Genomic DNA, 26,067 nt, shown 5'->3' with positions numbered 1-26,067 from the left:
CAACTTTGTATCCCGTTGTTCCCGTGTACAGGAGAGAGAGGCATGGCGAAGATCATCTTGACCCAAGCCGGCAATGTAGTGCGAGAGATGGCGCTGCACAAGGAACGTACCACCATTGGTCGCAAGTCGTACAACGATCTGGTAATCGACAGTCCTACCATTAGTGGCGACCATGCGGTCATTATTGCTGGTATTAACGAGGCCTTGCTGGAGGACCGCAATAGCACCAATGGTACGCAGGTCAATGGTCGGGCGGTCACCAGGCATGCATTGCAGCACAACGATGTTATCCAGATGGCTGGTTATAAACTGCTTTACATCGTGGATGACGTCCTCGATGGTAAACGTGGTCTTGATAATCGCCACGAAGAGTTGCCGATAACGCAGCGCGACGCCACCATTACCGTTCTGGACGGACCCAGTACAGGCAAAATAATAGCGTTGACCAAGGTGCTTACGACGATAGGCCGACCGGGAATGCAGGTCGCCATTGTCACCAGAAGAGCAGAGAGTTTTGAGCTGACACATGTCGAAGGAACACCCTTCACCTGCATCAACGACACGCCACTGGATATCGGTGCACGTCCGTTAAAAGACGGGGATGTTATTGGCATCGCCGGATCGACAATGAAATTTTCCTGCAGCTCGAAGATAGGCGCTTGAAGTGTCAGGCTAAGGTAACGGCATTCAAAGGCGTCTAAAGGCTTCTAACCCCTGGCGCTGAAGGCACTTCCAAGCCCTTTCAAAGCTTACGCTGACCGCAAGAATGCAAATCAGCGCAAGCGCCCCAGTGTCAAATTAAACGTTAAACAGGAAGTTCAAAACGTCCCCATCTTTCACTACGTATTCCTTACCTTCAGCGCGCATCTTGCCTGCGTCTTTCGCGCCGGATTCGCCCTTGAAGGTGATGAAATCGTCGTACGCAATCGTTTGAGCGCGAATAAAGCCGCGTTCGAAGTCAGTGTGAATAACGCCAGCAGCCTGCGGACCGGTGTCGCCCACATGGATGGTCCACGCGCGAACTTCTTTGACGCCGGCAGTGAAATAGGTTTGCAGACCGAGTAGCTTGAATGCAGCACGGATCAAGCGATCCAGACCGGGCTCTTCCATTCCCATGTCGGCCAGAAATTCATGTTTATCCGCTTCGTCCAGATCCGATATTTCTGATTCAATTGACGCGCAGATGGGCACCATCGGCGCATTTTGCGATGCCGCGTAGGCGGTCAATTGATCCAGCAAAGGATTATTGGTGAAACCGGTATCCGACACGTTGGCGACATACATCGCCGGTTTTGCAGTGATCAGGCACAGCGGCTTGATCAGGGCCATTTCTTCCTCATCCAGACCGCAGGCACGCACTGGCTTGGCTTGATTCAGTTCTGGCATCAGACGCTCCAGAATCGCGACCAGTTTGGCGGCGTCTTTGTCGCCAGAGCGGGCTTTTTTGTTCTCGCGATGAATCGCTTTTTCGACCGTTCCCATGTCGGCCAGCGCCAGTTCGGTCTGGATGACTTCAATGTCGTCTAATGGACTTACTTTGCCAGCGACGTGAATCACATTGTCGTCTTCAAAGCAGCGCACGACGTTAACGATGGCGTCTGTTTCACGGATGTGGGCGAGAAACTGGTTACCCAGGCCTTCGCCTTTGGATGCGCCAGCGACCAGACCTGCAATATCCACAAACTCGACCGTGGCTGGCAAAATCCGCTCGGGCTTGACAATCAGCGCCAGCGCCGCCAACCGTGGGTCCGGAACTTCGACCATGCCGACGTTGGGTTCGATGGTGCAGAATGGGTAGTTTTCTGCCGGAATGCCTGCTTTGGTCAGTGCATTGAATAGGGTGGATTTGCCAACGTTAGGTAGGCCGACGATACCGCACTTGAGACTCATGAAAATCTTTCTAGATCAATAGGTACAGATACAGACAGGCCCGACGCCGTATATAGACTGACACAAACTTGTCTGCTAGTCGGAACCTGTAATAAGTTAAATGCGGAACCAGGACGCACCACACAGATGTTCTACAGTGCGCACGACTGGCTTGCAACAATATCAACGCAACCGGGCAGTCTTCACCAGCTTTGCAGGAATTTGTTCAAAAGGATGCCTATTGTAACTCTGTCGGAAGGTGTTTTCCTAAAGGGGAGCGTCAAAAGCCCGCTATATCTGTGAGATTTTGTTAAGTGGTACGCTTGTGTGCGGTACGCGCTGCATTGGCGCAACCCTGATGCAGTATTTATTGACCGTACGTTGACCGGCCACCGTAATTTTCGGAGGGCCGGGCCTGCGTGTTGTCAAACGCGCTTTGTAAATTTTTTAACAAAATCAGCGTGGGTCCGCTTTTAAGTGTACCGGACCCGCGTCGACATCACATGTCGGTTTAACTATTAAAACAGCTTATTTACGCCCAGTTGAAAGGCGTTGTTTTTACTGCCACCCGCAAACTCCCCGCTGTAGGCGACGAACGCTGTGGTGCTTGCTGGCAATTTGATGTTGGCGCCCAATTCCAGACGCGCGGTATTCACAGGACCCCGATATGCGGGCATGCCGAAACTGCCGCCCATGCCGACTATGTGCGCGCGGACATCATTCGGCGTGTTTTTATACTCTTTTTCCCACGTTACTTTGGCGAACGGCTGGATGAAATAAGAGCCCATCGCCCGACTTGAGGTAAATTGCAGACCTAAGCCAGACCTCAACGATGTACGGGTTTGCTGATCAAAGTGCATCGCCGTACTGTCGTTGCCCATTTCATCGTAGCCGTCGACTTTTACCTGCTGCCAGGTTAAGTTCACAACAGGGCTGAGGGTTGCGAGACCGATGTCAACGTCATATTGCGTGCCTAGGCGCATAAGTAATTGATTGCCCGCCGTTTTTCCGGTTTCACTCCGTATTGCTGGGCCTAGCGCGATGCTGCGGGTTACGTTGTTGTACTGGAGCAAACCTGCCAGACCCGTGGCATTGATTGCCCAAGCGCCAGTACGATACTGGGTATAAGCCGCAAGCATATTTTGGTCCAGTTTGAAGTGCCCGGTATTGCTGCCAAAACCGGCTTTATTCTGTCCGTAACCAAATGCAGCGCCGATCATCCAATGGGGATCCAACGCGTAATCGATACCGACAGTTGCGCTGTTAACAGAGCCTTCCAAGCCTTGCATATTGTCTGTTTTTTGGTAATTTTGCCGGAGGTTGTTGACTACCGCATAGGCTTGCGGCTTGCCCACGATAGTTGGGCTGTCTGCAAATAATCTGAACCGATTATCAATCGCTGTGGTCTGGGCCTGGGCACCGACGAATGGTGCGGCTGCCAGCATACTGATTTGCGATGGCGCCACTAATACGGACTGCACGTACTGCGCGAGAATGGCATGCGCCGCGCCGGTAGGATGGACGCCATCGGCAAACAGGTAAGTGCGATTAGCATCAGGCTCTACCAAAGTGTCTCTGGTGCAAAGGCCAGCAGCGATCGTACCTAACGCTCCTACCGAAGTGCAGGCTTCAGAAGTGACGTTTTTAAAGCCATATAACCCCGGCGTCCGTTTGACCTCATTTAGCAAACTAAACGTATCCAATGCAATGATATCGCCGCCCAACTTGTCGATACTTTGATTTAAGGTTTGATTAAATGTATAGGACGCGGCAGTCCAGAGACGTTGTAATCCGAGGTGGGCCGCGAGCGGTGTGCTGCCAATATCCGGTAAGTTCAGCACCATTACTTTACTAACGCCAGCGTGTTGCAATCTGCCAATTAAACCTGCGACGTTAACTGCTTCACCTGCCACATCCCCAATAATTAGCCGTGCGGTGGCCGCTTGCGTTGCGGGCGACTGGAAAGGAAGCAATCCGGCGGCGTTCTGTTCCGTGTAAACGAAAACATCGTTGGCCCCCGCCCATATACTGAATAACGCTTTTTTGTCCGGTTGCGGATGGCTGGCCAGATAGGTATTAATTTGGTCGGTTGCGGAAGGAATTAATGGGAATAGTTCATGGAATCCAGGTCGACTGACGCGCGCCCCGCCAATAGCATAATTGGTTCCACCGCGCGTTGTGACCCCCTTGTTTGTCAGGACAAACGCAGGGTCGGCTTTCAAGCCATTTTGCCTTGCCAGTACTTGAGACCAGGGTAAATCGGGGTTGGTTGTAAATGATGGTTGTTGGCCAACGCCCGAAAAATACCCGCTGTCTGTCAATGAGTCCCCAAAAAAAATTATTTGTGAAAAATTGGAGGCGAAGACATTCGGTGCGGGACAAAGGCCTATGCCAATACTTGCACTTACGGTAGAGAGTGTCCAGATCGCCTGGCGAGCGCGGGTTTTAAAGCGCGGGACAAAAAGATCAGAAAAAAGGCGCGAACGACGTGAAAGGGCAAATGGTAGCGAAACCACAGCAATTCTCCTCAAGTGATGAGCGGGCTTATTTCGATAATGAGCGACAGCGAACAACCATGATTGACAGTAAGCGGCCGTGATTCATAGAGACGTTAGCCATGGACGGCAGCGTCTGCAGAAGCAGTTGAAACATGATGGTTATCGGTGACGAGCCAGCAGTTTTTTTAAGTCAGGAGTTTTATTCTAGGACAATCGCACCGTCTTTAGAAGGCCGAGGACGAAAGACAGGGAGAATACTTAAGTCAGAGATTTTTTGGACCAGAGGAGTGGCTTTGAATGTGGATGAACGCTTTGCCGTCGATGAGGCCGACATCATGCCCACCCAATTTGACTCCAAACGGCACAAAGTTTACCAGGCGATCAGCCTGTCATGGTCTTAACGGACCCCGAATCACGCCATTCTTCAATTACCCACCTGAACAAAATCTATTGATTATTCCTGACCGTTTTTAGCGCGCAGGCTGCGGTACTCAGGCCGCTCACGTTGTGCGCTCTGGTGGGATTTTGACTTATTTTGCCGTATGCAATTGCATGGTGGCTTCTGAAAATTTGCCTTCGCATAAAAGTGGCAGGATCTTCAGACTGTCGGCAATTGCCTCATCCAGTAACGGCTGCTCTTCCTTGCGCGGGCGGTGCAGTACAAAATCTGCCACCGCTTGTTGTAAATTCAGGGTGCGGGGATGACCAATGCCGATGCGCAAGCGCCAGTAATCCTGAGTGCCGAGTGCCGCAGTGATGTCTTTCAAGCCGTTATGCCCACCAGATGAGCCGCCTTTTTTAAGTTTGGCAACGCCGGGAGATAAATCCAACTCATCATGTACGATCAGTATTTCTTCTGCAGCAATTTTGTAAAAACGCGCCAGAGCGCCTACCGACTGGCCCGACCGGTTCATAAAGGTCTGCGGTTCGAGCAACCAGACCTCTTGCGCGTTAATTTTAGTCTTGCCCATCAGTGCTTTGAAATCGGCCTTGCGTTGCAGGCTACAGCCGACATCTTGCGCCAGATTATCGACCAGCCAAAAGCCAGCATTATGGCGGGTTTGTTCATATTCCGGGCCGGGATTGCCGAGGCCGACGATAAGGCGAATTGACATGAGATTCCGAGTAAAGCGTACGGTGAAACAGAGGCGGTAAAAAAAGTCCGCCAACTGCATGCGATGGCAGTGCAACTGTTTAATCTTCTGCTGAAACAGGGTTTAGGGAATCTGCAGAACAGTTTTAATTTTTTAGATTATCACGGAAGGCAAGACGAACCGCAACATCGGTATAGAAAGCCGGTCTCTATGCATGGGCGAACTATATATTCCTGTAAATACATGTATAACAATGCGCTGATTGATCGGCTGGTTGGTCGGCTGATTGATGCACTGTTAACGCACTTATTTATGCGTTCATTTATGTGCATGTGCGTCGAGCATAAAAAAACCCGCCACAGAGGGCGGGTCTTTCTAGTCACCAAATTAGCTGACTGATTACTTTACTTCTTTTCTGGAGCAGGAGCGTCTGCAGCAGGCGCTTCTGGCTCAACTTTACCTGCAGGGATCGCAGCAGTTGCGATCGTCAGGTTTTCCTGGCTGACAACTGTGACGCCGTTAGGTAGTTTCAGGTCAATCAGGTGAATCGAGTGACCGACTTCCAGAGCGGCCAAATCAACTTCAACGAACTCAGGCAAGTCTTTTGGCAAGCATGAAATATCCAAATCAGTGATAACGTGGCTGATGATACCGGCCGACAATTTCACTGCTGGGGATAGTTCTGCATTAACAAAGTGCAGCGGCACTTTTACGTGAATTGCTTGTGAAGCGTCTACGCGCTGGAAGTCAGCGTGCAATACCAATTGCTTGTATGCGTGGACCTGGAAGTCACGCAACAACACTTTTTGCACTGCACCGTCAATTTCCAGATCCAGAATCGACGAGTGAAAAGCTTCTTTTTTCAACGCGTGGTAAAGCGCGTTATGATCCAGCGACAGATTAACCGGCGCGTCAGCACCACCGTAAACGATACCAGGTGTTTGGCCAGCAATGCGCAGGCGGCGGCTCGCTCCGGTCCCCAGCTCTTTGCGTACAAATGCGATAACTTTCATTTTGAAACTCCAATGTTTGCAAGACTCGCGCCTTGCGGTAAAAATCACCCGCGACCAGGGGATTTAAGTACACCTCTAAACAGGACAATCCCGCTCAGAGGTTATAAATTCTGAATAATTTTACGAGTCGGCGAACAGCGACATTACTGAATCGCCTTTGCTGATACGCTTGAATGTCTCCGCCAGCAGTTCCGCGCAGGACAACTGACGGATTTTGCCGCAGGCCTTTGCTTCGGCGGAGAGCGGAATCGTGTCAACGACAACCAGCTCATCCAGCGGCGAATTGACAATGCGCTCAAGGGCAGGACCGGATAACACCGGGTGCGTACAATAAGCAACAACCTTTTTCGCGCCACGCTCTTTTAATACTTCCGCTGCTTTGGTCAGGGTGCCGGCGGTATCCACCATGTCATCCATAATCACGCAGTTACGGCCTTCGACTTCACCGATGATGTTCATGACCTCGGATACGTTGGCTTTTGGCCGACGTTTATCGATAATGGCGAGATCACAATTCAGACGTTTCGCCAGCGCCCGGGCACGTACTACGCCACCGACGTCTGGAGATACAACCAGCAGATCATCATAGTTTTTGCTAACCAAATCACCCAGCAAGATCGGCGATGCATAAATATTGTCAACCGGGATGTCAAAGAAACCTTGTATCTGGTCTGCATGCAAATCCATGATCAGGACACGTTCAACGCCCGCTTCCTGCAGCATGTTGGCAACGACCTTGGCCGAAATCGCAACGCGTGCTGAGCGCGGACGGCGATCCTGGCGAGCATAGCCGAAGTAGGGGATTGCCGCAGTGATGCGACCAGCGGACGCACGTTTCAGCGCATCGACCATCAGCATGATTTCCATCAGGCTGTCGTTAGTTGGCGCACAGGTCGATTGCAAAACAAAAACGTCCTTGCCGCGCACATTCTCATTGATTTCAACGGCAATCTCGCCATCGGAGAACTTGGTAACGTTTGCTTTACCTAACGGAATGCCGAGCTGTCTGGCAACTCCAATAGCTAGTTCCGGGTTTGCGTTGCCGGTAAAAACCATAAGGTTTTCGAGTGCCATGGAGATCCCTGAGTACAGTCGTTAAAAAGTTGAAAGGCCAAGTTGAAAAGCCGACAATGCCCGACTATGAAGTCTTGCGTTGGCGGCTTATCTTTGTATCATCGTATTTTTCGCGTTGTTATCGGCTCATAATGCTGCTGCCTGATAAAACTTCGCTGGTTTCTTTTATTGCTTGACGTGACTGATTTTGCGTTAGCACTAAATTTATTACTTAATCACTAACGCAGGAACTAAATGGCAGGGGAGGAAGGACTCGAACCTTCGAATGCTGGAATCAAAATCCAGTGCCTTAACCAACTTGGCGACTCCCCTACGCAACTTTGTGTTGGTCATAATCGTCAAACACTACTTTAGTGCTTGCGTTTCATGACCAATGAATTAGGGACCAGATTATAGCAAATCTTTTAAAGGATGGGAGCTTATTCCTTTAGCTTTCCACACTTTCCAACACTTCGGTACTAATTGCAGTACTTTGCTGGCTTGCTCTTCCCGTTCAAATGCACAAAAAACACATGCGCCTGAACCGGTCATCCTCGCATCTCCGTATTGTTGCAGCCAATGAATAACTGCGGCAACAGCAGGGAAAAGTCTGGTAGCAACGATTTGTAAATCATTCTTTCCGAAGTAATCCTGATGCCCCGAAAAGTCCGCCATTTTGACCAATTTTGTCGTCCGTGTCAATTCTTCTGACGAAAATATTAACGAAGTGGCGATTTGGACACCAGGTTCAATGACAACGTACCAGCGATCGGCGGTTTCTACCGGCTGTAAAGTCTCGCCAATGCCTTCGGCAAATGCATTTTGACCAAATATGAAAAAGGGTACATCGGCACCCAATCGCAAGCCAATCGCCATTAATTCCGCGCGATCAAAGCCAGTTTTCCATAGGTGATTGAGCGCCATCAATGTGGTCGCGGCATCGGATGATCCGCCGCCAAGACCGCCGCCCATTGGTAAATTTTTTTTGATGGTAATGTCGGCACCGAGGGGGTGTTTGCCATGCTTTTGGGCGGCAGCGATTTGTAGCAATTTTGCCGCGCGCACAATCAGGTCGCTTTCGGCTGGAACCCCGGATACCTCCGATACGCGATGAATAACGCCATCGTCGCGGGTATCAAAGTCCAGCGAATCCCCATAGTCCAGCAACTGAAATACGGTCTGCAATAAATGATAGCCATCTGCACGGCGGCCATTGACGTGCAGGAAAAGGTTTAATTTGGCTGGTGCAAGGCAGTGTTTAAGAGAGCGAATCATAATAAGTTTTATAACAAACTTTGTAGCGAATTTTTTTACAAACCACAGTGAACCTTCGGTAAAACACCGGCAAAGGAGCGCGGTTTAATCGTCTCGACCGCCTAGTGTCGTTAGGCGTTGTCAATGAATCTGAGCACTGTCGACGACGATGCGAATCGCCACCTCACCGGCCTGCTCGGTACTACGGGTCAGATCGATGCGCTTGGGGGTGCTGTTGGCATCGCCAGTTAACCCCTCAGCCGGTTGCCAGCCCGTATATTGAATAGCCCAATGATCGGCTGTGGTGATGTTAGTCGGCTCTTTTTCGCCCGACGGCTGGATATTAAAACGCTTGCCGTTGATATCTGAGCCAAAGCCTTGTAGCCAGTCACGCAGCCCTGCAATCGGTAACGGCCACCCCAGTGCCTGCGCCGTCAGCAAATCAACGTCAGCGGCTGAGCGAGGCGGTTGGCCAGCTTGATGAAGAGTGGATTGCTGCGGCGTGATGTCAATGGTCGCTAAGGTTTGCCCCAATGGCGACAGTAACGTGACGAGGGTACGCTGGCTGGCTTGTGACCAGGTAAAGCTGCCATGTAGCGCTTGCTCTTTGCCGTCTTGTTGATAGCGCAATGACAAGCGTCCGTTGAAGTCAATTGCCGGGTGATATTGCCGCGCGGTTTGACTGCCATGATCGCCATTGGCCGCAGTTGTCAGAGGTGCGGAGGGCGATGTCAGTGTCGCGCAACCAGTAGTCGCCAGCGCGACCGCTATAAGGCTTATCCCTGTCATGGACCGAAGGTTTGTTAATGGGGCCAGTCCGCTACGCAGGATTTGCCCCGCTTCGGCGATCGCTGCACGCCATCCAGATGCGTTGTTTTGGGTGGCGTTTTTTACAAGCATACGATCCATTTGGCACAGCGATATCATCATAGGTGGGCGCGCAGGCGTGCCAGCGTGCTGGTTAATGATGTATTTTTAGGATCTTTGGTTTGCACTTCGCGCCACACTTTTTGCGCTGCATCTTTTCGCCCGGCTGCCCACAGAACCTCGCCCAGATGGACTCCAATTTCCGCATCAGGCAACGCGGTATAAGCTGCTTGCAGGTGCGTCTCGGCATCAGTCAGATTCCCCATTCTAAATTCGACCCAGCCCATGCTATCGAGAATAAATGGATTTTGCGGAGCGAGCGAAAGCGCTTTTTTAATTAATTCGAATGCTTCCGGTAACCGGACGTTGCGATCGGCTAATGAGAAGCCCAACGCGTTATACGCATCCTGACTATTTGGCGCCAGTGCGATTAATTTGCGAAGAGCGGTCTCCATCAGGGTGACATTGTTCAGCTTTTCCGCCACCATTGCATAGTCATACAAGAGGTCAGTATTTTTTGGATAGCGTTTGAGCGCCGCGGCAAGGACCCGTAGCGCTTCACTGTTTCGGTTCGCTTCGCGCAGTAATTGCGCGTCAAGCTGGGTTACCTGCACTTCTTCGCCTTCGCCATTGGTTTCAATATGGGCCAATACCTGTCTCGCACCATCTACATCGCCGCGCTTGGCTATCAATAATGCACGCCGAAATTGGGTGTCGAGGTAACCTTCTCCGGGACCCACCTGTGCCAGCCATTTTAGCGCGCCGTCAATATCGTTACGTTCAGCGGAAAGCTGGGCCAGGATTTGGAGGGCTTGCGTGTTGTCGCGGTTTTCGTCTGGATGGGCGGCCAATTTTTCGACATATTGCATCAAATATTTTTCGGCGACTGTTTTGTCGCCAATTTGCGCATTGAGCAATCCCAGCGCCAGCAGTGTAGTCAGGTCGTCTTTATCGGTTTTCAATAAAATTTCAAACTGGCTGCGGGCGGGGTCGTATTCTTTTTGCTCTACTAGAATGCGTGCGTAGGCGATGCGTACTTCACGTGCCTTTGGATGGGCCGCAAGAAAATCAGTGAGCGCTTTGGTCGCAATGAGCTTGTCGGGGGCGACTTGGGCTACCGTCAGGATAGCGAGTTCAGAGTCCGGCTTAAGTTGCAGTCCAAGACGGGCCTCTTCAGTGGCGCGGGCAGAATCGCCGTTGGAAAATGCAGCCTGCGCCAAGGCTAAATGTGCTTCAGGCATGGTCTGGTAAGGCGCTACCAGCGTTTCCAGCATCCGCATGGCTGCGGTTTTGTCTTGCGCACGGCTGAGCAAACGCTGCGTCTGAAAAATAATCAGGCCACGGGTTGGTGGGGTCGCATTCGCGATCCGTTGCTCTAACACCGGCTGTGCTTCTGCCAGGTTATTACTTAGCAGAATAAAGCCAAGAAAATACTGCGTCGCTTCTTCGGACTGGGGCGCCAGTTCACGCCATAAGCGTATTGCCACCAGCGCGTCGCCGCCCTGCTTGGCGCTCAATGCCATCTCGGCAGCGCGGCGTGCCGGACGCGGGTCCCGGGTTTGTTGCGCGACGCTCATCAGCGTGGCGTAGCCCGCCTGCCAATTGCCACGTTGGAAGGCGATCTCGGAACTGATCTCTTTGAACAGAATTTCGCTGGTTAAGGTAACGAGCGGAAGGTGTTCATCCGCTTTTTTTTGTTCTTCGGCTACTTTTTCTTCATCCGATTTTTGTGCATTTGTTGCGTTTTGCCCATTGGGCGTGTCTTTGGGGTTACCAGTGCTATTGGTTGGCGCCAGGCCTGCACAAGCAGATAACAAGGTCGAGAGCGTAACAATGGCAAGAGCTTTTTTCAAGGCATATCCTGACTAGTAAAGCTAAGTTGTGGGGAACTCCCGCAAAAACCGCCACAGCGGCGTTTTGCTTTCCTGGCCGCACTAGCGTACTAGCGTACTATCTGCGTCGGCAGGATTGGCAAGCCCGTTGCCGGGACGATTTTGCGGAAGTCTTATTCGTTTCATTCCATCGCCATCCCATGGCGCGGGGACAATTTGCGTCTGGACCTGCTTACAATATAAAGGTAATCCTGATTTTACGCCCAACCGGGGCGGAATGTGCGGTTACGCTTGCCGCTTTTCCTGCTTGCGCACCATCCGGAACACTTTTTGCCATGTCCGGTCCCCGTTAAAGCTTGAGCCGAATTGGCGAAGTTTCAGAATAAGGTGGGGCGGGGTATCTATCTTGCGGATTGTGAGCACAAATTAGTACCAACTTAACACCAACCTAGCACCGAATCATCGTCGCGCGGTAAGATTGTAGATATTCTCCGGAAACGAAATCAGCCGTAACCCGGTCGTAAACTGGTCGTTTAATTACGCATTTTGTGAACCAACTTTTTTGAATGCCGTTAAAGTTATGCCAGAACTCCCTGAAGTTGAAGTGACCAGACGCGGCGTAGCGCCCCATATTGAAGGGCAGACCGTGACGGAAGTGGTATTACGCCGGAGCGGTCTGCGCTGGCCTTTTCCGCTGGAGTTGTCATCTCATCTGAGTGGTCAGATTATCCGCGGTACCGGTCGGCGCGGTAAATATTTGCTGATCCATTTTGATCACGGCACGTTGATCGTTCACTTGGGCATGTCCGGAAATTTGCGGATTTTGCCATTGGCGACGATTCCAAAAAAACATGACCATTTCGATTTGGTGGTCGGCCAGCAGTTAATGCGCATGAATGATGCGCGTCGTTTTGGTGCCGTTCTATGGCACCCAACTGGCGACGGGCCGCTTGCCGAACATGTATTGCTGGCTAAACTTGGACTGGAACCTCTGGAGGATATTTTTTCTGGGGAGATTCTTTATCAACAGACGCGCAACCGGAGCGCGCCCATTAAACAGGTTTTACTGGCTGGCGATATCGTCGTGGGGGTCGGCAACATTTACGCTTGCGAAAGTTTATTCGAGGCGGGTATTAATCCCAAAACTGCGGCCCACCGCATCGGCAAGGTACGGTACAGCAAGTTGGCGGGCGCGATTCGAGATATTCTTGGTCGCGCGATCGAAAAGGGTGGTAGTACCTTGCGCGATTTTGTCGGCGCTGATGGGCGCTCCGGTTATTTTCAGCAAAGTTATTTTGTCTATGATCGGGCGGGCGAGCCGTGTCGGGTGTGCGGGTTGCTAATCGAACAAATTAAGCAAGGACAGCGTTCAACATTTTATTGTAAATCCTGTCAAAAATAATTAATCGGTTGCAGAATCTTGTGGTGCACAAACCTATCCTGAGAACCTACCTAAAAGCGCGCAGCTAATGACAATTCCATAGAAAATGGTTGCATGCGCTCCTAATTGAACCTGTTGAAAGTTGCCGCATAAATGAAGCGTGTTGTAAATAATCTTGCCCCCACAAAGGGCGTCGTTAATTTTGACGCCGCTAATGTCAATAATGGCTCGTCTCAAGCTCAAATAATGCATGAGCAGTCTGCGCATTTTGCCGATCCCGCCTTTTCCGAGGCTGTCATCCGCTGGCAAAAGCAATACGGACGACACGCCTTACCGTGGCAAAATACGCGGGATGCTTATCGTGTCTGGCTGTCAGAAATTATGCTGCAACAGACGCAGGTGACGGCGGTTATTCCTTATTACCACAAATTTATGGTGCGTTTTCCAGACGTGCAAAGTCTGGCACAAGCGCCGAGCGAAGACGTCATGGCGCATTGGGCCGGGCTTGGTTATTACACGCGTGCGCGTAATTTGCATCGTTGCGCCCAGCGTGTTGTGGCGGAATACGGCGGCATATTTCCCGATAACCCTACCTTACTTGAGGATCTGCCCGGTATCGGACGTTCTACTGCAGCAGCAATAGTCGGATTCTCATACGGCGTCAAGGCCGCTATTCTGGATGGTAACGTAAAACGGGTTTTCGCCCGGGTATTCGGAATCGACGGATATCCGGGAGCCAGGCTCATCGAAGAACCTATGTGGCGCCGGGCCGTGGCTTTACTACCAGAGGATGGTATTGAGTCGTATACGCAAGGATTGATGGACTTGGGTGCCACTCTTTGCACGCGCAGTAAGCCAACTTGTGGCGTATGTCCGCTTGCGCAACGTTGCGTCGCACTGGCGACAGACCGGGTGTCAGAGTTGCCAGTGCGCAAGCCGAAGAAGGCGATCCCAGAAAAACAAACGGGAATGCTGGTAATTGTTGACCGCAATCAGGTGCTGCTGGAACAACGACCGGACAGCGGGATATGGGGTGGCCTGTTGTCGTTGCCGGAGTTCGATATGGCGCTTGATCTGGAGGCATCTGTGACGCGCTTGACGGCGCCCTTTGGGACCGTGGCTTCGTGCGCGCCGCTACAATCCATCCTGCATGTTTTCACGCATTTTAAACTGCAGATTTCGCCTTACGAAATCAAGCTTGAACGTCGTCTCCACATGGCAGCGCAGTCGTCATACGTCTGGTACGCAGCGGAAAATTTGGCCGATGCGCCGTTACCGGCACCGGTTAAAAAATTATTGCTCGCGGTGTTTCGCCAGGATGATCTTTTCGTGTGAAGCCGGAGTCGGAGAGGCGCTTTGAAAAGGCATGCTCCGGAAATGTTGCGAAACAAAATTCGTTGTCGGGTTTAACCGGACTAGCTGAGTTGGCGATGGCGCCGCACGACATGCTCTGCCGCTTCAAAATGTTGTGCAAGATGCTCGACCATATAGACCGATCGATGTTGCCCCCCGGTGCAACCGATCGCGACCGTCAGATAGCTACGATTGTCCTGTTTAAAGGACGGCAGCCATTTGGTAATGAACCCCTCAATGTCGTGCAGTAGCTCGGCCACTAATGGCAATTCATCCAGAAAATCGATCACCGGTTGATCGCGGCCATTTAACGGGCGCAAAAGCGGATCGTAGTGAGGATTAGGCAGCATGCGCACATCGAACACCAGATCGGCATCTAGCGGAACGCCATGTTTGAAGGCGAACGATTCAAATAGCAAAGTCAGCGGCGCATGATCGGTATCGACAAAGCCTTTTATCCAGCTGCGCAGTTTGTTGGTGCTTAAATCGGAGGTGTCGATAATATGACCCAGACCTTCAATCTCGACCAGTAATTCACGTTCGTTAATGATGCATTCGGTAAGCGTCAGGCGGTCCGACGGATTTTGTCCGGGACGCAGACGATGCGACAGCGGATGGCTGCGCCGGGTTTCAGAAAAACGCGCGATCAATGCTTCAGTTTGCGCCGTTAAAAAGATGACCTTGACGTCGTGACCCTGGGTTTTAAGTTGCTGGATATCCGAAGGTAGCCTGGCTAGCGAATCGGCACTGCGCGCATCGGTGGCGACCGCCAGCATCTGAATGCCTTCGTTGACACGGGTCGCGACTAGTTCGCGCAATAGTGTGGGCGGTAAGTTATCGACGCAGAAGTAACCGGCGTCTTCCAGAACCCGCAGGGCAACCGATTTACCAGAACCGGAAATGCCGGTGATAAGAATTATTCGCATAATGGTTGTTATCGCAATTTTTTTGCATCGTTATGCTACCTGGTGCCGCGCTACGTCGCCTTTTGCGGGACATCGGTGTCATGCCGATTTGTTCAAATTCAGGAATAAACTAATGTTGACGGGAAACATAACATACGTGCCGGATAGTATCAAATCGGGCACGGGTTAGATGGGGCTGAGTTTTTCTGATGATCGCCAATTTTTAAACAAAATTAACGTAATAAATAAGCCAGATACTTGCGATGATTGGCGCTCGCACTGGATGGCGCTGCTTCAAGCGAAGAGCTAGTAAAGATCGCTTTCGCTATCCATCACTGCACGCTGACGGGCGATGAAGTCTTTTAGCGTGTCGATGCCGCGTAGTTGCAATATGGTGTTACGCACTGCGGCCTCGAGCAGAACCGCGATATTGCGTCCCGCCGCGACCGGAATGATTACTTTGCGTACGGGCAATCCCAACACATCATCGTAGTGCGCATCAAGGGGCAGGCGCTCGTAGTTTTCTTCCAGCGTGGCCCGCCGCACCAGATGAACGATGAGTTTTAATCGCATTTTGCGACGAACCGCAGTTTCCCCAAAGATCGTTTTAATATCTAGCAAGCCCAAGCCGCGTACCTCTAACAAATTCTGCAGTAACGAGGGGCAGCGGCCTTCAATCATATTTGGGGCAATCCGGGCAAACTCAACCGCGTCGTCGGCAACTAAACCGTGACTGCGTGAGATGAGCTCTAGCCCTAATTCGCTTTTACCCAGTCCGGACTCGCCGGTTATCAGTACGCCCACGCCCAGCACATCCATAAAAACGCCATGCATGGTGATGCGTTGTGCCAGTTTTTTGGAAAGATACACGCGCAGATAATCGATCACCTGTGCTGCAGGCAACGGCGTTGAAAATAAAGGAATATTTTTTTCGTCGCAAACATCGAGAATATTGGGCGGTGTCGCCAAACCCTGCGCGATGATAAAAGCGGGCGGGGCACCGGCAACCAGCTCGGACGTCTGATAGGCGCGCGAGGTCTCGGACAGGCGTTTGTAGTACTGGGTTTCCTGATGCCCGAAAACCTGAATACGTCCCGGGTGAATCAAGTTTAGATGCCCCACCTGATCGGCTGCGGACGCCGCATCCCCTGAAATCAGTCGTTCGCCGCCCGGAAACCCGGCAAACCAGCCGAGTTGCAGCGATTCCCGATTATCTTCGTAAAGTTGTTGAATGGATAGCGGAGTACTTGAAGGCATAGTCGGGCGTCGGGCGTTGTGCTTGATTGCGGTTAAGTTGCTGAGCGGCGATCCGAATTGGTTTATTTTATGCGATCTTCAGACGGCCTGCTCGTTTCTTAGGGCAATTTGATTATGGTTTATTTTGCGTATTCCCAGTCTGCATTTCGTTAGCCGCCGGTTGCCATGAAATCAAGCGGGCGTGTATCGATAAAGGATCCGGATCGGTGCTTAATATGTCCCGAAAGACATCGCTTGAAAACATTTCTGCGACTTCTGACAGGATTTCAAGATGGTGCTGGGTTGCATGATCTGGAACCAATAAAAATATAAGCAGGCTTACCGGTTCACCGTCAGGCGACTCAAACGGAATCGGCTCCGACAACCGGACAAAAGCGGCAAGTGGTGCTTTCAGGCCTTTTACCCGTCCGTGGGGGACCGCGACGCCGTGCCCGAGGCCGGTTGAGCCTAATCTTTCGCGGGCAAACAAGTTGTCCGATACGGTAGAGCGTGCGATGCCACAGTTATTTTCAAAAAGAAGTCCAGCTTGCTCAAAAGCGCGCTTTTTGCTGGAAACTTCCATATCCACCACAACATTTTGTGCGGGGAGAATTTTTGCAAGGTTAGTCATTTTTACGAATTAGTGATTTGCGCGTCGGGTTGTTGTGCAGAATTATAGGCCTGAATCCGGCCTAAAGCACCTGCCCCCTGTCCGCCAGCCAAAATCATTTAATGAGTGTGCGGTGCAGGAAATAAAGCTGCTTTATCACCATGGTTTACTACGCCAAAATCATTTTGTTAATCGATTTCAAAGCGCGCGAATAATAACAGAACGTCGCCGTTACCTTTATTGCTGGACAAGCGCGGCACATAAGATGCCATAAGTTTTGCTTTTTTTGTCCCGAATCCGGCGATAGGTAATGGTATCGGAAAGGGAAAACCACCGAAATAATCCTGACGACTTACCAGCATCGCTGTGTAACCCGCACTAAATTCCAACGGCGTTTTTGGAATATCGAAGACCCACTCGTATGCGTACCCTGCCATTAGCTGGGGCTTCGAATGCGAGTCGCGGATGCCGAAAAAAAACAGCGATTCGTCGTTGCCAGCGGCATTTCGGAATGTGCGCCCTCCACCGATACCCCACGCCTTTTCGTTTAGCTCACGAATGCGTTCCGCAGTATAAGTGTTGCGACCATGATAAGAGTAGCCAGACAAATAGAGCTCTTCCGCGCCGTTGTCGACGATATTTCCGAGGCGGTTCTTAGTATGTTGCCACCAGCCCGCGCTATCGGTAGTTTCTTGGGCGTAGGAGGTGGATGTGCATAACATAATGATAATACTCGTCATGCAAGACGATAAAAATTTTCTACACATAAATAACTCGTAAGTAATGAAAGGTATGGAAACATAGGTTTCCATACCGCAACGTCAAAGTCTGGCGCAAGAAGGCCTGCGATGACGATCGTTTGTATTTTTGATGTAACCGGGGCAAATACCTGCACGTCACCTGCTCGTCACCTATTAGTGGCACCTAAAAGTGGGGTTACTGACGCGCGAGACGATGGTTTGATGGTTGATTGCCGGAAAAGTTGCAGCGCCACGGATTAATGTCCAGACCTCCGCGGCGGGTATAGCGTGCATATACAGACAGTTTTTGCGGTGCGCAATGGCGCATTATGTCCATAAAAATGCGTTCCACACATTGTTCATGAAACTCATTATGGTCGCGGAAACCGATCAAATACTGTAGCAAGCTTGCTTGATCAATAGGCGTGCCGACATAGTGGATTTGCACGCTACCCCAGTCAGGCTGCCCGGTCACCAGACAGTTGGATTTGAGTAAGTGCGAGAGCAGCGTTTCGGTAACAGGGATCGCGTTGCGGTCGGTTTTGAGCAGACTTGGATTCGGTTGATATTCAGTGACTTCAATATCCAGACGATCAAGAAGTATGCCTTGTGGTTCCTTGATAACCTGAGTCGAGAATGCATCTGCTGTAGTCAGTTTTACCTGGACAGTAGCACCAAAGCCGAGCGATAAATCGGCCCGCAACAGTGCCAGCAAAGCGTCGGTATCGGCCAGTCGCGTTTGGTTAAAAGAGTTCAGATACAACTTGAACGATTTTGACTCAATAATATTGGGGGAATCGGCGGGTGCCGTAATGGTGGCAATGGCGACTTGCGGTTTGCCGCGCAGATTAAGCCAGGACACTTCATAAGCATTCCAGATATCGACGCCAAAAAACGGCAATGCCCCGCGTATTCCCAGTTCTTCCCGTTTACCCGAGCGGGCAATGGAAAATAACAGGCTAGGGTCGTATTCGGCCTTGTAGGTCGCGATTTTGCCTAAGGGCGAGAGTTCTGGGGTAGTGGAAGCGGTCATGTTTTGGGTGATGCATAAATGAGGTCGGGATGTAAGATCGCCCGAACCTCGAGTCAACAATGGTAGCGTGAAGCCGAAGGAATTCTGATCGGAACGACAAAAGATTTCCGCAGTATCACATTAGCACAACAAAATAAATGCCAAAAGGGCGAACGAACAGGGCCCTTAGGCAAACCGCTACTAAACCAGGTCCAATCCAAGATTTAAAGACGCACGGTCACGCATCGCAGGAAAATAATAGTCTCGATTTACCCGTACTACCACATTAAACGTCTACTTTAGCCCAGGAATAATTTATAAACCGGGTTCTCGCTTTCGTCCCAGTATCGATAGCCGAGATTGCCGAGAAATAAGCGGAACGCCTTCATTTCTTTTTTCGGTACCTGAAGTCCGATCAAAATACGGCCGACATCGCCGCCCTGACTGCGATAATGAAACAAACTGATGTTCCAGTTTGGTGCCATGCAATCCAGAAAACGCATTAATGCGCCCGGACGTTCCGGAAACTCGAAGCGATACATCAGCTCGTTCTGGGCCAGCGCACTGCGGCCGCCCACCAAATGGCGTATATGTACCTTGGCCAGTTCATCATGGCTCAGGTCCAGCGTGTTGTATCCGTGCTTTTCGAAATTCTTGGCAATCAGTCCGGATTCGTCGCGGCTGGACGTTTGCAGGCCGACGAAAACATGCGCGGCGCGTTCATCGCCGATCCGATAGTTAAATTCCGTGACGTTGCGGTCGCCCACTAATTTACAGAAACGGGCAAAAGTACCGCGTTCTTCTGGCATCGTGACCGCAAATACGGCCTCGCGCGATTGTCCCACCTCGGCCATTTCTGAGACGAAGCCCAGTCGGTCGAAATTCATGTTGGCACCGGAGGCGATGGTAATCAGCGTCTGGTTTTTGATCGGTTTGCGTGTGCCTTTGGCGCGCTCGACATAGGCTTTGGCCCCGGCGACCGAGAGCGCCCCGGACGGCTCCAAAATGCTCCGGGTGTCCTGAAATACATCTTTGATAGCCGTGCAAACGGCGGCCGTATCCACCAGAATGATTTCATCCACGTAAAGTTTGGCCAATCGAAACGTCTCTTCGCCCACCAATTTAACCGCAGTGCCGTCGGCAAACAGGCCCACGTCGGACAACGTTACCCGCCGACCGGCTTTAAGACTGCGTGCCATGCCATCAGAATCGACTGTCTGAACGCCGATAATTTTTATTTCCGGGCGGACCGCTTTCACGTAAGCAGCGATCCCTGCAATCAGACCGCCGCCGCCGACGGGAATAAAAATCGCATGAATAGGGCCGGCATGCTGGCGCAAAATTTCCATGCCTATCGTGCCTTGACCCGCGATGACATGCGGATCGTCAAAGGGATGCACAAAAGTCAGCTTGTTTTTCTTTTCCAGCGTCACCGCATGGTTGTAGGCCTCGGTATATGAGTCGCCGAACAGCACCACCTCACCACCACGTGCGCGCACCGCCTCGACCTTGACCAGAGGTGTGGTGGTAGGCATCACGATCAAGGCGCGACAGCCAAGTTTAGCTGCCGACAGGGCCAACCCTTGTGCGTGGTTACCCGCAGAAGCGCAAATGACCCCACGTTTTAGTTGCTGTGGCGTCAAGCTAGCCATCTTGTTATATGCTCCGCGCAGCTTAAAGCTGAATACGCTGTGCATATCTTCGCGCTTGAAATAAATCTGGTTGTCCGTCTTAAGCGAAAGCGTCCGTGCCAGTTCAAGCGGTGTTTCCTGCGCGACGTCGTAGACGCGGGCAGTCAAGATTTTTTGCAAATAATCTGTAGGCATGGTCGGGTCAAATTAGCGCGCTACGGCAGATCAGGAGGGTCCTGGTCGCTAGCGCCTGGTCAAATTTTCATGTCTCCCAGTTATGAAGACAGCCGGTCATTATAATGGACCGCGTTGCGCAAGGGAATTAATGGTTGAGTGGCCAACTATTTGGTGCACGGTTACATACGCTTAAATACCCTGAAAGATGCTTGAAAACAGCTTCCAGGCTTATGGTTCAGGGCGTATATGCTTTTCAATCCGAACCTTGCGTCAGCTAGCAGCATGGTAGATTTTGCTGCCGATGCACCCCTTTCACTCTTATTGAAAATTTATTATGATCGAATCCGCTGTTGTATGGTTGTTAAGCTTGCTGGCGGTACCCGCAGTTGGATTGTGGTCGGTCTTTTTCATTAGCTTTGTGTCCGCAACTTTGTTGCCTTTGGGATCAGAACCGGCGGTGTTCGCCGTCATTAAAGCCAATGGCGCGTTGTATTGGTGGGTTATTGTCGTTGCGACTGCCGGTAATACGCTCGGCGGCGCACTGGATTACTGGATGGGGTATCGGGCCAAACAAGCTTTTCCGCAGGAGCGCAAAAGCCGCTGGTTTTACTGGTTAGAGTATTACGGCCCAAAAACGATGATCTTAGGCTGGCTACCAATTATCGGTGACCCGATCTGCACCTTGGGCGGATGGTTGCGACTGCCGTTTTGGCCGTGCGTTATGTATATGGCCATCGGCAAATTTCTTCGCTATATCGCCATGACATGGATTTTACTGTCGGTGCCCGACGGATTTTGGCATAAGCTCGCCCAATGGGCCTTCTAGCTTCTTGTAAATTAATTATTTGTTCAATACTTAATTTATGCAGTCAACCCGTGCAGGATGATGTTTGCCAGTGCCGGTGCCACCAGCATCAATACGAGTGGGGGCACAATACGTACTTGCCACGGCAGGGTGCTAAGCAGGTGAGACAGCCCGGAATAGCGATTGTTAAGGACTTGATTGCGGGTGTTCATGGACATGCTCCAATAAAATGGTACGTAGTTAGGGGCGCTGGTGGTCGGTTACCCCCAAATTTCACTTTAGCCTTTGGCGGCGGCGTATGCGGCCAGCGTTCCGGTCAGGTCGTCTGCACCGTCATTCACAATGCGCCACATTTGATGCCACATAGATGCTTTCAAAAAAACGGGTTGAATAGTTACACAAAGCAGTTAAAGCGCTTTCGGTTGTAATTAGTATAGGTTAATACTATCAATAAATATAAATTGATTGTATTTATCAATGCCATTGCTCGTCCCTATCGTGCCATCAGATAAGTGGTAGTCTTATTCTTGTAGTCTTTTCTGCACGTTATGCGACTCTTTCTTCATTTTTCCCGCTGTGGAAGCGTTTCCGCACCTTCCTTCGCTGGCGGAAGTGGGAATCAAATGCAAATGTAAGGTCATACAAACATCACCTTGCCGTCGCGACGTCGCGCGATAGGCTAAAATGCACACTCAGTGGCAGCCTACTCTATTAATATACATGAACGCCCCAGTACAAATCCAAGCCTTAGTTACAGACGCTCCCCATGGCGCGACCCCTACACGCGTGCGTGAAATTCCTTACAATTACACCTCTTTTTCAGATCGTGAAATTGTCATCCGTCTCCTCGGTGAAGCTTCGTGGACGTTGCTAGATGAATTACGCTCCAAGCGTCAGACCGGCCGTTCAGCGCGCATGCTGTACGAGGTGTTGGGCGATATTTGGGTCGTACGCCGCAATCCGTACTTGCAAGACGATATGCTCGACAATCCAAAACGGCGGCAGGCGCTGATTGACGCGCTTAACCATCGTTTAGCAGAAGTCGACAAGCGTCGGCTGGGCGTTGCCCATAATGGTGTCCATGACGATGACGCGATCCGGCGCAGCGCCAATGTAGAGGCCCTGGTTCAGGCCGCACGGTTAGCTATCACCAAATTTTCGGATGAATTCCGGCAAACCTATGACTTGCGTAAGCGCACCAATAAAATTTTGGGGCGCTATACCGCTAAGGACAATATTAAATTTGACGGCCTGTCACGCGTCTCGCACGTAACGGATGCCACCGACTGGCGTGTTGAGTATCCGTTCGTTGTGCTGACACCCGATAGTGAAGACGAGATGGCCGGTCTGGTTAAAGGCTGTATTGAACTCGGTCTGACCATTATTCCGCGGGGCGGCGGCACTGGGTACACCGGCGGCGCGATTCCGCTGACGCCATTCTCTGCTGTAATCAACACCGAAAAGCTTGAGCAGTTGGGCGAGGTCGAAATGGCCGTGTTGCCGGGTCTGCAAATAGAATATGCGACGATATTTTCGGGCGCTGGCGTGGTCACCAAGCGCGTGGCCGATGCAGCTGAAAAAGCCGGCTTCGTGTTCGCGGTAGACCCGACATCCGCCTCCGCATCGTGTATCGGCGGCAATATAGCCATGAACGCGGGCGGAAAAAAGGCTTTGTTGTGGGGCACCGCCATTGATAATCTGGCGAGCTGGAGAATGGTTGATCCAAACGGCGACTGGCTTGATGTCACGCGTCTGGACCACAATCTTAGCAAAATTCATGACACGCCATTAGCGCGCTTCAAGCTCGAATGGCGTCATCCTGCCGCCAAAGGACATCCTGCAGAAGCGGTATTCAAGAGCGAGATTCTTGAAATACCAGGCGGGACTTTCCGTAAAGAAGGCTTGGGCAAGGATGTCACCGACAAATTTTTAGCAGGTTTGCCGGGCATTCAGAAGGAAGGTTGCGACGGTCTTATAACGTCTGGCGTGTGGATTTTGCACAAGATGCCAAAATTCACCCGCACCGTTTGCCTGGAATTTTTTGGTCAGGCGCGGGACGCGATTCCATCGATTGTTGAAATCAAAAACTATCTGGATGCTTTGCCAGCAAAAGGCGGCGGGTTCACTTCCATCCGCCTCGCGGGCCTCGAACATTTGGACGAGCGCTATTTGCGCGCTGTCGGATACTCCACCAAGTCCAAACGCGGCGTGTTGCCGAAGATGGCGTTGTTTGGCGACATCGTCGGCGATGACGAAAACGCCGTCGCTCATGCAGCCTCAGAAGTTGTCCGACTGGCCAATAATCGCGTTGGCGAAGGATTTGTGGCGGTAAGTCCGGAGGCGCGTAAGAAGTTCTGGGCCGATCGTTCCCGCACTGCGGCGATCTCCAAGCACACCAACGCTTTCAAAATTAACGAAGACGTAGTCATTCCGCTCAACCGCATGGGAGAGTACACCGACGGTATTGAGCGGATCAATATTGAGTTATCCATCAAAAACAAGTTGCAGTTGCTGGACGAGTTGCAGGCCTTCATCGGCAAGGGCAATCTGCCTATAAGCAAAAGCGAGGAGTCTGATGACGACGATATTACTGGCGCCGAACTGATAGAACAGCGCATACCGCAAGCAGAAGATCTGCTCGCGAAAGCAAAAATGCGCTGGACCTTTTTGTTGCAGCAACTTGATGCCCCTCTGGCAGATGTAAAGACTGAACTGGCGGTGCTGGGATTGGGTAAATTAAGCGCAACGTTTGAACAGCGCCTGATAACCCAACCGGACGCACGCCTGTTTGACGTCGTGCAGGATCGTACTGTGAGTGTTTCCTGGAAGCAGGAAGTACGCGCGCAATTGCGTCAAATATTCAATGGCGGCGCGTTCAAGTTGATTTTGGACGAATGCACGGCGATTCATAAAAAGGTGCTGCGCGGGCGCGTATTTGTGGCGCTGCATATGCATGCTGGTGATGGCAATGTCCACACCAACTTGCCGGTCAACTCGGACCATTATGAAATGCTGCAGGATGCGCACGCTGCCGTCGCACGCATCATGAAGTTGGCGCGTTCGCTGGATGGCGTCATTTCTGGTGAGCACGGGATTGGTATTACCAAGCTGGAATTTGTGACTGAAGAGGAGATCAAGGATTTCCGCGATTACAAATTACGCGTCGATCCGGAAGGCCGTTTTAACAAAGGCAAACTACTTAATCTGCCGGGTCTTGAGGCTGATCTTAGTAATGCTTACACCCCATCGTTCGGGTTGATGGGACACGAGTCCCTAATCATGCAGCAAAGCGATATCGGCGCAATTGCGACCAGTATCAAAGATTGTTTGCGTTGCGGTAAATGTAAGCCGGTGTGTGCGACCCATGTGCCGCGCGCCAACTTGCTGTACTCACCACGCAACAAGATTCTGGCAACGTCGCTGCTGGTCGAAGCTTTCTTGTACGAAGAGCAGACTCGCCGCGGCATTTCGATTAAGCATTGGGAAGAGTTTGAAGACGTCGCTGACCATTGCACCGTCTGCCACAAGTGTTTAACGCCATGCCCGGTGGATATCGACTTCGGTGAAGTATCGATGAACATGCGCAATCTGCTGCGCAAGATGAACAAAAAATCGTTTAATCCCGGCACGTCGGCGGCGATGTTCTTCCTAAATGCCAAGGATCCGGCAACCATCAATATGACCCGCAAAGTCATGACCGATTGGGGTTTCAAGGCGCAACGTTTAGGTAACGATGTACTAAAAAAGTTTGCCAAAAAGCAGACCAAAGCACCGCCGTCGACCATCGGTAAGGCACCGATTAAAGAGCAGATAATTCACTTTATCAACAAAAAGATGCCGGGCAATTTGCCCAAGAAGACCGCGCGCGCGTTGCTGGATATTGAAGACGATAAAGTCATCCCGATTATTCGTGATCCGCACACCACGACGGCCGAAACGGAAGCGGTGTTCTACTTCCCGGGTTGTGGTTCGGAGCGCTTGTTCTCGCAAGTTGGTTTGGCGACGCAGGCAATGTTGTGGCATGTTGGCGTTCAAACGGTATTGCCACCGGGATATCTGTGCTGCGGTTATCCACAACGTGGGTCGGGGGATTACGACAAGGCCGAAAAAATCATCACCGACAATCGCGTCCTGTTCCATCGCATGGCCAACACACTTAATTATCTCGATATCAAGACTGTCGTGGTGTCGTGCGGGACTTGTTACGATCAGCTGCAAGGTTACGAGTTCGAGAAGATTTTCCCCGGCTGCCGCATCATTGATATCCATGAATACCTGCTCGAAAAGAATCTGAAACTGGAAGGCGTCAACGGTACCCGTTACATGTATCACGATCCTTGTCACTCGCCGATGAAGTTGCAGGACCCGCTAAAAACGGTGAATGCGTTGATCTCGACAGTTGATAACCAGAAGATCGAAAAAAACGAGCGTTGCTGCGGCGAGTCTGGAACCTTTGGCGTCAGCCGACCGGACGTGTCGACGCAGGTACGTTTCCGCAAGGAAGAAGAAATGGTCAAAGGCGCAGATAAGGTGCGCGCTGACGGTTTCACCGGCGAAGTAAAAATCCTCACGTCGTGTCCGTCCTGCTTGCAAGGCCTGACGCGCTACAACGATGATTCCGGCACCACTGCGGATTACATCGTGGTCGAAATGGCCAAGCATCTGCTCGGCGAAAACTGGTTGCCCGATTATGTCAATCGCGCCAACAACGGCGGTATCGAGCGGGTACTGGTGTAA

At 51.4% G+C, this 26,067-nt stretch carries 21 protein-coding genes and 1 tRNA gene; 6 read left to right on the top strand and 16 right to left on the bottom strand.

Annotated features, from left to right (window positions below; all coding sequences use genetic code 11):
* Positions 1-42 precede the first annotated feature (42 nt).
* Entirely contained in the window at positions 43-663 is a 621-nt protein-coding gene (locus HAV38_RS06825; protein ID WP_168053774.1) for an FHA domain-containing protein, read from the top strand.
* A gap of 135 nt (positions 664-798) precedes the next feature.
* Here the strand turns inward: HAV38_RS06825 and ychF are convergent, their stop codons facing one another.
* Positions 799-1,890, bottom strand: coding sequence for a redox-regulated ATPase YchF (gene ychF, locus HAV38_RS06820; RefSeq protein ID WP_168053772.1), 1,092 nt, complete (start codon positions 1,888-1,890; stop codon positions 799-801).
* A gap of 497 nt (positions 1,891-2,387) precedes the next feature.
* Positions 2,388-4,385: an autotransporter domain-containing protein gene (locus HAV38_RS06815; protein WP_168053770.1), complete on the bottom strand. Its 1,998-nt coding sequence runs from the start codon at positions 4,383-4,385 to the stop codon at positions 2,388-2,390.
* 134 nt (positions 4,386-4,519) lie between these two features.
* On the opposite strand from HAV38_RS06815, the gene HAV38_RS06810 reads away from it, so the two are divergent.
* Positions 4,520-4,768: a hypothetical protein gene (locus tag HAV38_RS06810; protein ID WP_168053768.1), complete on the top strand. Its 249-nt coding sequence runs from the start codon at positions 4,520-4,522 to the stop codon at positions 4,766-4,768.
* Between the two features lie 129 nt (positions 4,769-4,897).
* Here the strand turns inward: HAV38_RS06810 and pth are convergent, their stop codons facing one another.
* From pth to HAV38_RS06775, 7 genes are all read right to left on the bottom strand, one after another.
* Positions 4,898-5,482 carry an aminoacyl-tRNA hydrolase gene (pth, locus tag HAV38_RS06805; RefSeq protein WP_168053766.1) on the bottom strand — a complete coding sequence of 195 codons (585 nt, stop codon included), beginning with the start codon at positions 5,480-5,482 and terminating at the stop codon, positions 4,898-4,900.
* Between the two features lie 383 nt (positions 5,483-5,865).
* Complete coding sequence (locus HAV38_RS06800) at positions 5,866-6,474, bottom strand: 50S ribosomal protein L25/general stress protein Ctc (protein ID WP_168053764.1); 609 nt, start codon at positions 6,472-6,474, stop codon at positions 5,866-5,868.
* 120 nt (positions 6,475-6,594) lie between these two features.
* Positions 6,595-7,548, bottom strand: a complete 954-nt coding sequence (locus HAV38_RS06795) for a ribose-phosphate pyrophosphokinase (RefSeq protein ID WP_168053762.1) — start codon at positions 7,546-7,548, stop codon at positions 6,595-6,597.
* Positions 7,549-7,783: 235 nt separating this feature from the next.
* Positions 7,784-7,860: transfer RNA gene (locus HAV38_RS06790), tRNA-Gln, on the bottom strand.
* A 78-nt stretch (positions 7,861-7,938) separates the two neighbouring features.
* Positions 7,939-8,802 (bottom strand): 4-(cytidine 5'-diphospho)-2-C-methyl-D-erythritol kinase, encoded by an 864-nt coding sequence (ispE, locus tag HAV38_RS06785; RefSeq protein ID WP_168053760.1) that lies wholly within the window; start codon positions 8,800-8,802, stop codon positions 7,939-7,941.
* 120 nt (positions 8,803-8,922) lie between these two features.
* On the bottom strand, positions 8,923-9,681 hold the full coding sequence (locus tag HAV38_RS06780; RefSeq protein ID WP_245182246.1) for an outer membrane lipoprotein LolB: 759 nt from the start codon (positions 9,679-9,681) through the stop codon (positions 8,923-8,925).
* 26 nt (positions 9,682-9,707) lie between these two features.
* Entirely contained in the window at positions 9,708-11,501 is a 1,794-nt protein-coding gene (locus tag HAV38_RS06775) for a tetratricopeptide repeat protein (RefSeq protein ID WP_168053758.1), read from the bottom strand.
* A gap of 559 nt (positions 11,502-12,060) precedes the next feature.
* On the opposite strand from HAV38_RS06775, the gene mutM reads away from it, so the two are divergent.
* Positions 12,061-12,882 (top strand): bifunctional DNA-formamidopyrimidine glycosylase/DNA-(apurinic or apyrimidinic site) lyase, encoded by an 822-nt coding sequence (gene mutM, locus HAV38_RS06770; RefSeq protein WP_168053756.1) that lies wholly within the window; start codon positions 12,061-12,063, stop codon positions 12,880-12,882.
* 225 nt (positions 12,883-13,107) lie between these two features.
* A complete protein-coding gene (gene mutY, locus HAV38_RS06765) occupies positions 13,108-14,196 on the top strand; it encodes an A/G-specific adenine glycosylase (RefSeq protein ID WP_245182262.1) in 1,089 nt (362 codons plus the stop codon).
* A gap of 80 nt (positions 14,197-14,276) precedes the next feature.
* Here mutY and rapZ read toward each other — a convergent pair whose 3' ends face one another.
* From rapZ to ilvA, 6 genes are all read right to left on the bottom strand, one after another.
* Positions 14,277-15,140 carry an RNase adapter RapZ gene (rapZ, locus tag HAV38_RS06760; protein ID WP_168053752.1) on the bottom strand — a complete coding sequence of 288 codons (864 nt, stop codon included), beginning with the start codon at positions 15,138-15,140 and terminating at the stop codon, positions 14,277-14,279.
* Positions 15,141-15,425: 285 nt separating this feature from the next.
* Positions 15,426-16,376: an HPr(Ser) kinase/phosphatase gene (gene hprK, locus HAV38_RS06755; protein WP_168053750.1), complete on the bottom strand. Its 951-nt coding sequence runs from the start codon at positions 16,374-16,376 to the stop codon at positions 15,426-15,428.
* Positions 16,377-16,488: 112 nt separating this feature from the next.
* Positions 16,489-16,986: a PTS sugar transporter subunit IIA gene (locus HAV38_RS06750; RefSeq protein WP_168053748.1), complete on the bottom strand. Its 498-nt coding sequence runs from the start codon at positions 16,984-16,986 to the stop codon at positions 16,489-16,491.
* A 167-nt stretch (positions 16,987-17,153) separates the two neighbouring features.
* Positions 17,154-17,687 carry a hypothetical protein gene (locus HAV38_RS06745; protein ID WP_245182245.1) on the bottom strand — a complete coding sequence of 178 codons (534 nt, stop codon included), beginning with the start codon at positions 17,685-17,687 and terminating at the stop codon, positions 17,154-17,156.
* Between the two features lie 214 nt (positions 17,688-17,901).
* Positions 17,902-18,738, bottom strand: coding sequence for an NADPH-dependent 7-cyano-7-deazaguanine reductase QueF (queF, locus tag HAV38_RS06740; protein ID WP_168053744.1), 837 nt, complete (start codon positions 18,736-18,738; stop codon positions 17,902-17,904).
* A gap of 278 nt (positions 18,739-19,016) precedes the next feature.
* A complete protein-coding gene (gene ilvA, locus HAV38_RS06735; RefSeq protein ID WP_168053742.1) occupies positions 19,017-20,543 on the bottom strand; it encodes a threonine ammonia-lyase, biosynthetic in 1,527 nt (508 codons plus the stop codon).
* A gap of 316 nt (positions 20,544-20,859) precedes the next feature.
* On the opposite strand from ilvA, the gene HAV38_RS06730 reads away from it, so the two are divergent.
* Entirely contained in the window at positions 20,860-21,351 is a 492-nt protein-coding gene (locus tag HAV38_RS06730) for a YqaA family protein (protein ID WP_168053740.1), read from the top strand.
* Positions 21,352-21,386: 35 nt separating this feature from the next.
* Here HAV38_RS06730 and HAV38_RS06725 read toward each other — a convergent pair whose 3' ends face one another.
* Positions 21,387-21,542 carry a hypothetical protein gene (locus HAV38_RS06725; RefSeq protein ID WP_168053739.1) on the bottom strand — a complete coding sequence of 52 codons (156 nt, stop codon included), beginning with the start codon at positions 21,540-21,542 and terminating at the stop codon, positions 21,387-21,389.
* A 508-nt stretch (positions 21,543-22,050) separates the two neighbouring features.
* Here HAV38_RS06725 and HAV38_RS06720 point away from each other — a divergent pair.
* Positions 22,051-26,067, top strand: a complete 4,017-nt coding sequence (locus HAV38_RS06720) for a DUF3683 domain-containing protein (protein ID WP_168053737.1) — start codon at positions 22,051-22,053, stop codon at positions 26,065-26,067.

Origin of the sequence: Glaciimonas immobilis (genome assembly GCF_011947285.1) — a bacterium.
Lineage (GTDB): Bacteria > Pseudomonadota > Gammaproteobacteria > Burkholderiales > Burkholderiaceae_D > Glaciimonas > Glaciimonas immobilis.
Note: the sequence above shows the minus strand (reverse complement) of the source record. Positions and strands in the feature narration are given on the sequence as shown.

Coding starts and splice junctions, on each gene's coding strand:
- HAV38_RS06810 (WP_168053768.1), top strand. CDS start 4,520: ATGATGGTTATCGGTGACGAGCCAGCAGTTTTTTTAAGTCAGGAGTTT.
- HAV38_RS06725 (WP_168053739.1), bottom strand. CDS start 21,542: ATGAACACCCGCAATCAAGTCCTTAACAATCGCTATTCCGGGCTGTCT.
- mutM (WP_168053756.1), top strand. CDS start 12,061: ATGCCAGAACTCCCTGAAGTTGAAGTGACCAGACGCGGCGTAGCGCCC.
- rapZ (WP_168053752.1), bottom strand. CDS start 15,140: ATGCGAATAATTCTTATCACCGGCATTTCCGGTTCTGGTAAATCGGTT.
- ychF (WP_168053772.1), bottom strand. CDS start 1,890: ATGAGTCTCAAGTGCGGTATCGTCGGCCTACCTAACGTTGGCAAATCC.
- HAV38_RS06795 (WP_168053762.1), bottom strand. CDS start 7,548: ATGGCACTCGAAAACCTTATGGTTTTTACCGGCAACGCAAACCCGGAA.
- queF (WP_168053744.1), bottom strand. CDS start 18,738: ATGACCGCTTCCACTACCCCAGAACTCTCGCCCTTAGGCAAAATCGCG.
- mutY (WP_245182262.1), top strand. CDS start 13,108: ATGCATGAGCAGTCTGCGCATTTTGCCGATCCCGCCTTTTCCGAGGCT.
- HAV38_RS06730 (WP_168053740.1), top strand. CDS start 20,860: ATGATCGAATCCGCTGTTGTATGGTTGTTAAGCTTGCTGGCGGTACCC.
- HAV38_RS06825 (WP_168053774.1), top strand. CDS start 43: ATGGCGAAGATCATCTTGACCCAAGCCGGCAATGTAGTGCGAGAGATG.
- HAV38_RS06750 (WP_168053748.1), bottom strand. CDS start 16,986: ATGACTAACCTTGCAAAAATTCTCCCCGCACAAAATGTTGTGGTGGAT.
- hprK (WP_168053750.1), bottom strand. CDS start 16,376: ATGCCTTCAAGTACTCCGCTATCCATTCAACAACTTTACGAAGATAAT.
- HAV38_RS06745 (WP_245182245.1), bottom strand. CDS start 17,687: ATGTTATGCACATCCACCTCCTACGCCCAAGAAACTACCGATAGCGCG.
- ispE (WP_168053760.1), bottom strand. CDS start 8,802: ATGATTCGCTCTCTTAAACACTGCCTTGCACCAGCCAAATTAAACCTT.
- HAV38_RS06720 (WP_168053737.1), top strand. CDS start 22,051: ATGAACGCCCCAGTACAAATCCAAGCCTTAGTTACAGACGCTCCCCAT.
- ilvA (WP_168053742.1), bottom strand. CDS start 20,543: ATGCCTACAGATTATTTGCAAAAAATCTTGACTGCCCGCGTCTACGAC.
- HAV38_RS06780 (WP_245182246.1), bottom strand. CDS start 9,681: ATGCTTGTAAAAAACGCCACCCAAAACAACGCATCTGGATGGCGTGCA.
- pth (WP_168053766.1), bottom strand. CDS start 5,482: ATGTCAATTCGCCTTATCGTCGGCCTCGGCAATCCCGGCCCGGAATAT.
- HAV38_RS06800 (WP_168053764.1), bottom strand. CDS start 6,474: ATGAAAGTTATCGCATTTGTACGCAAAGAGCTGGGGACCGGAGCGAGC.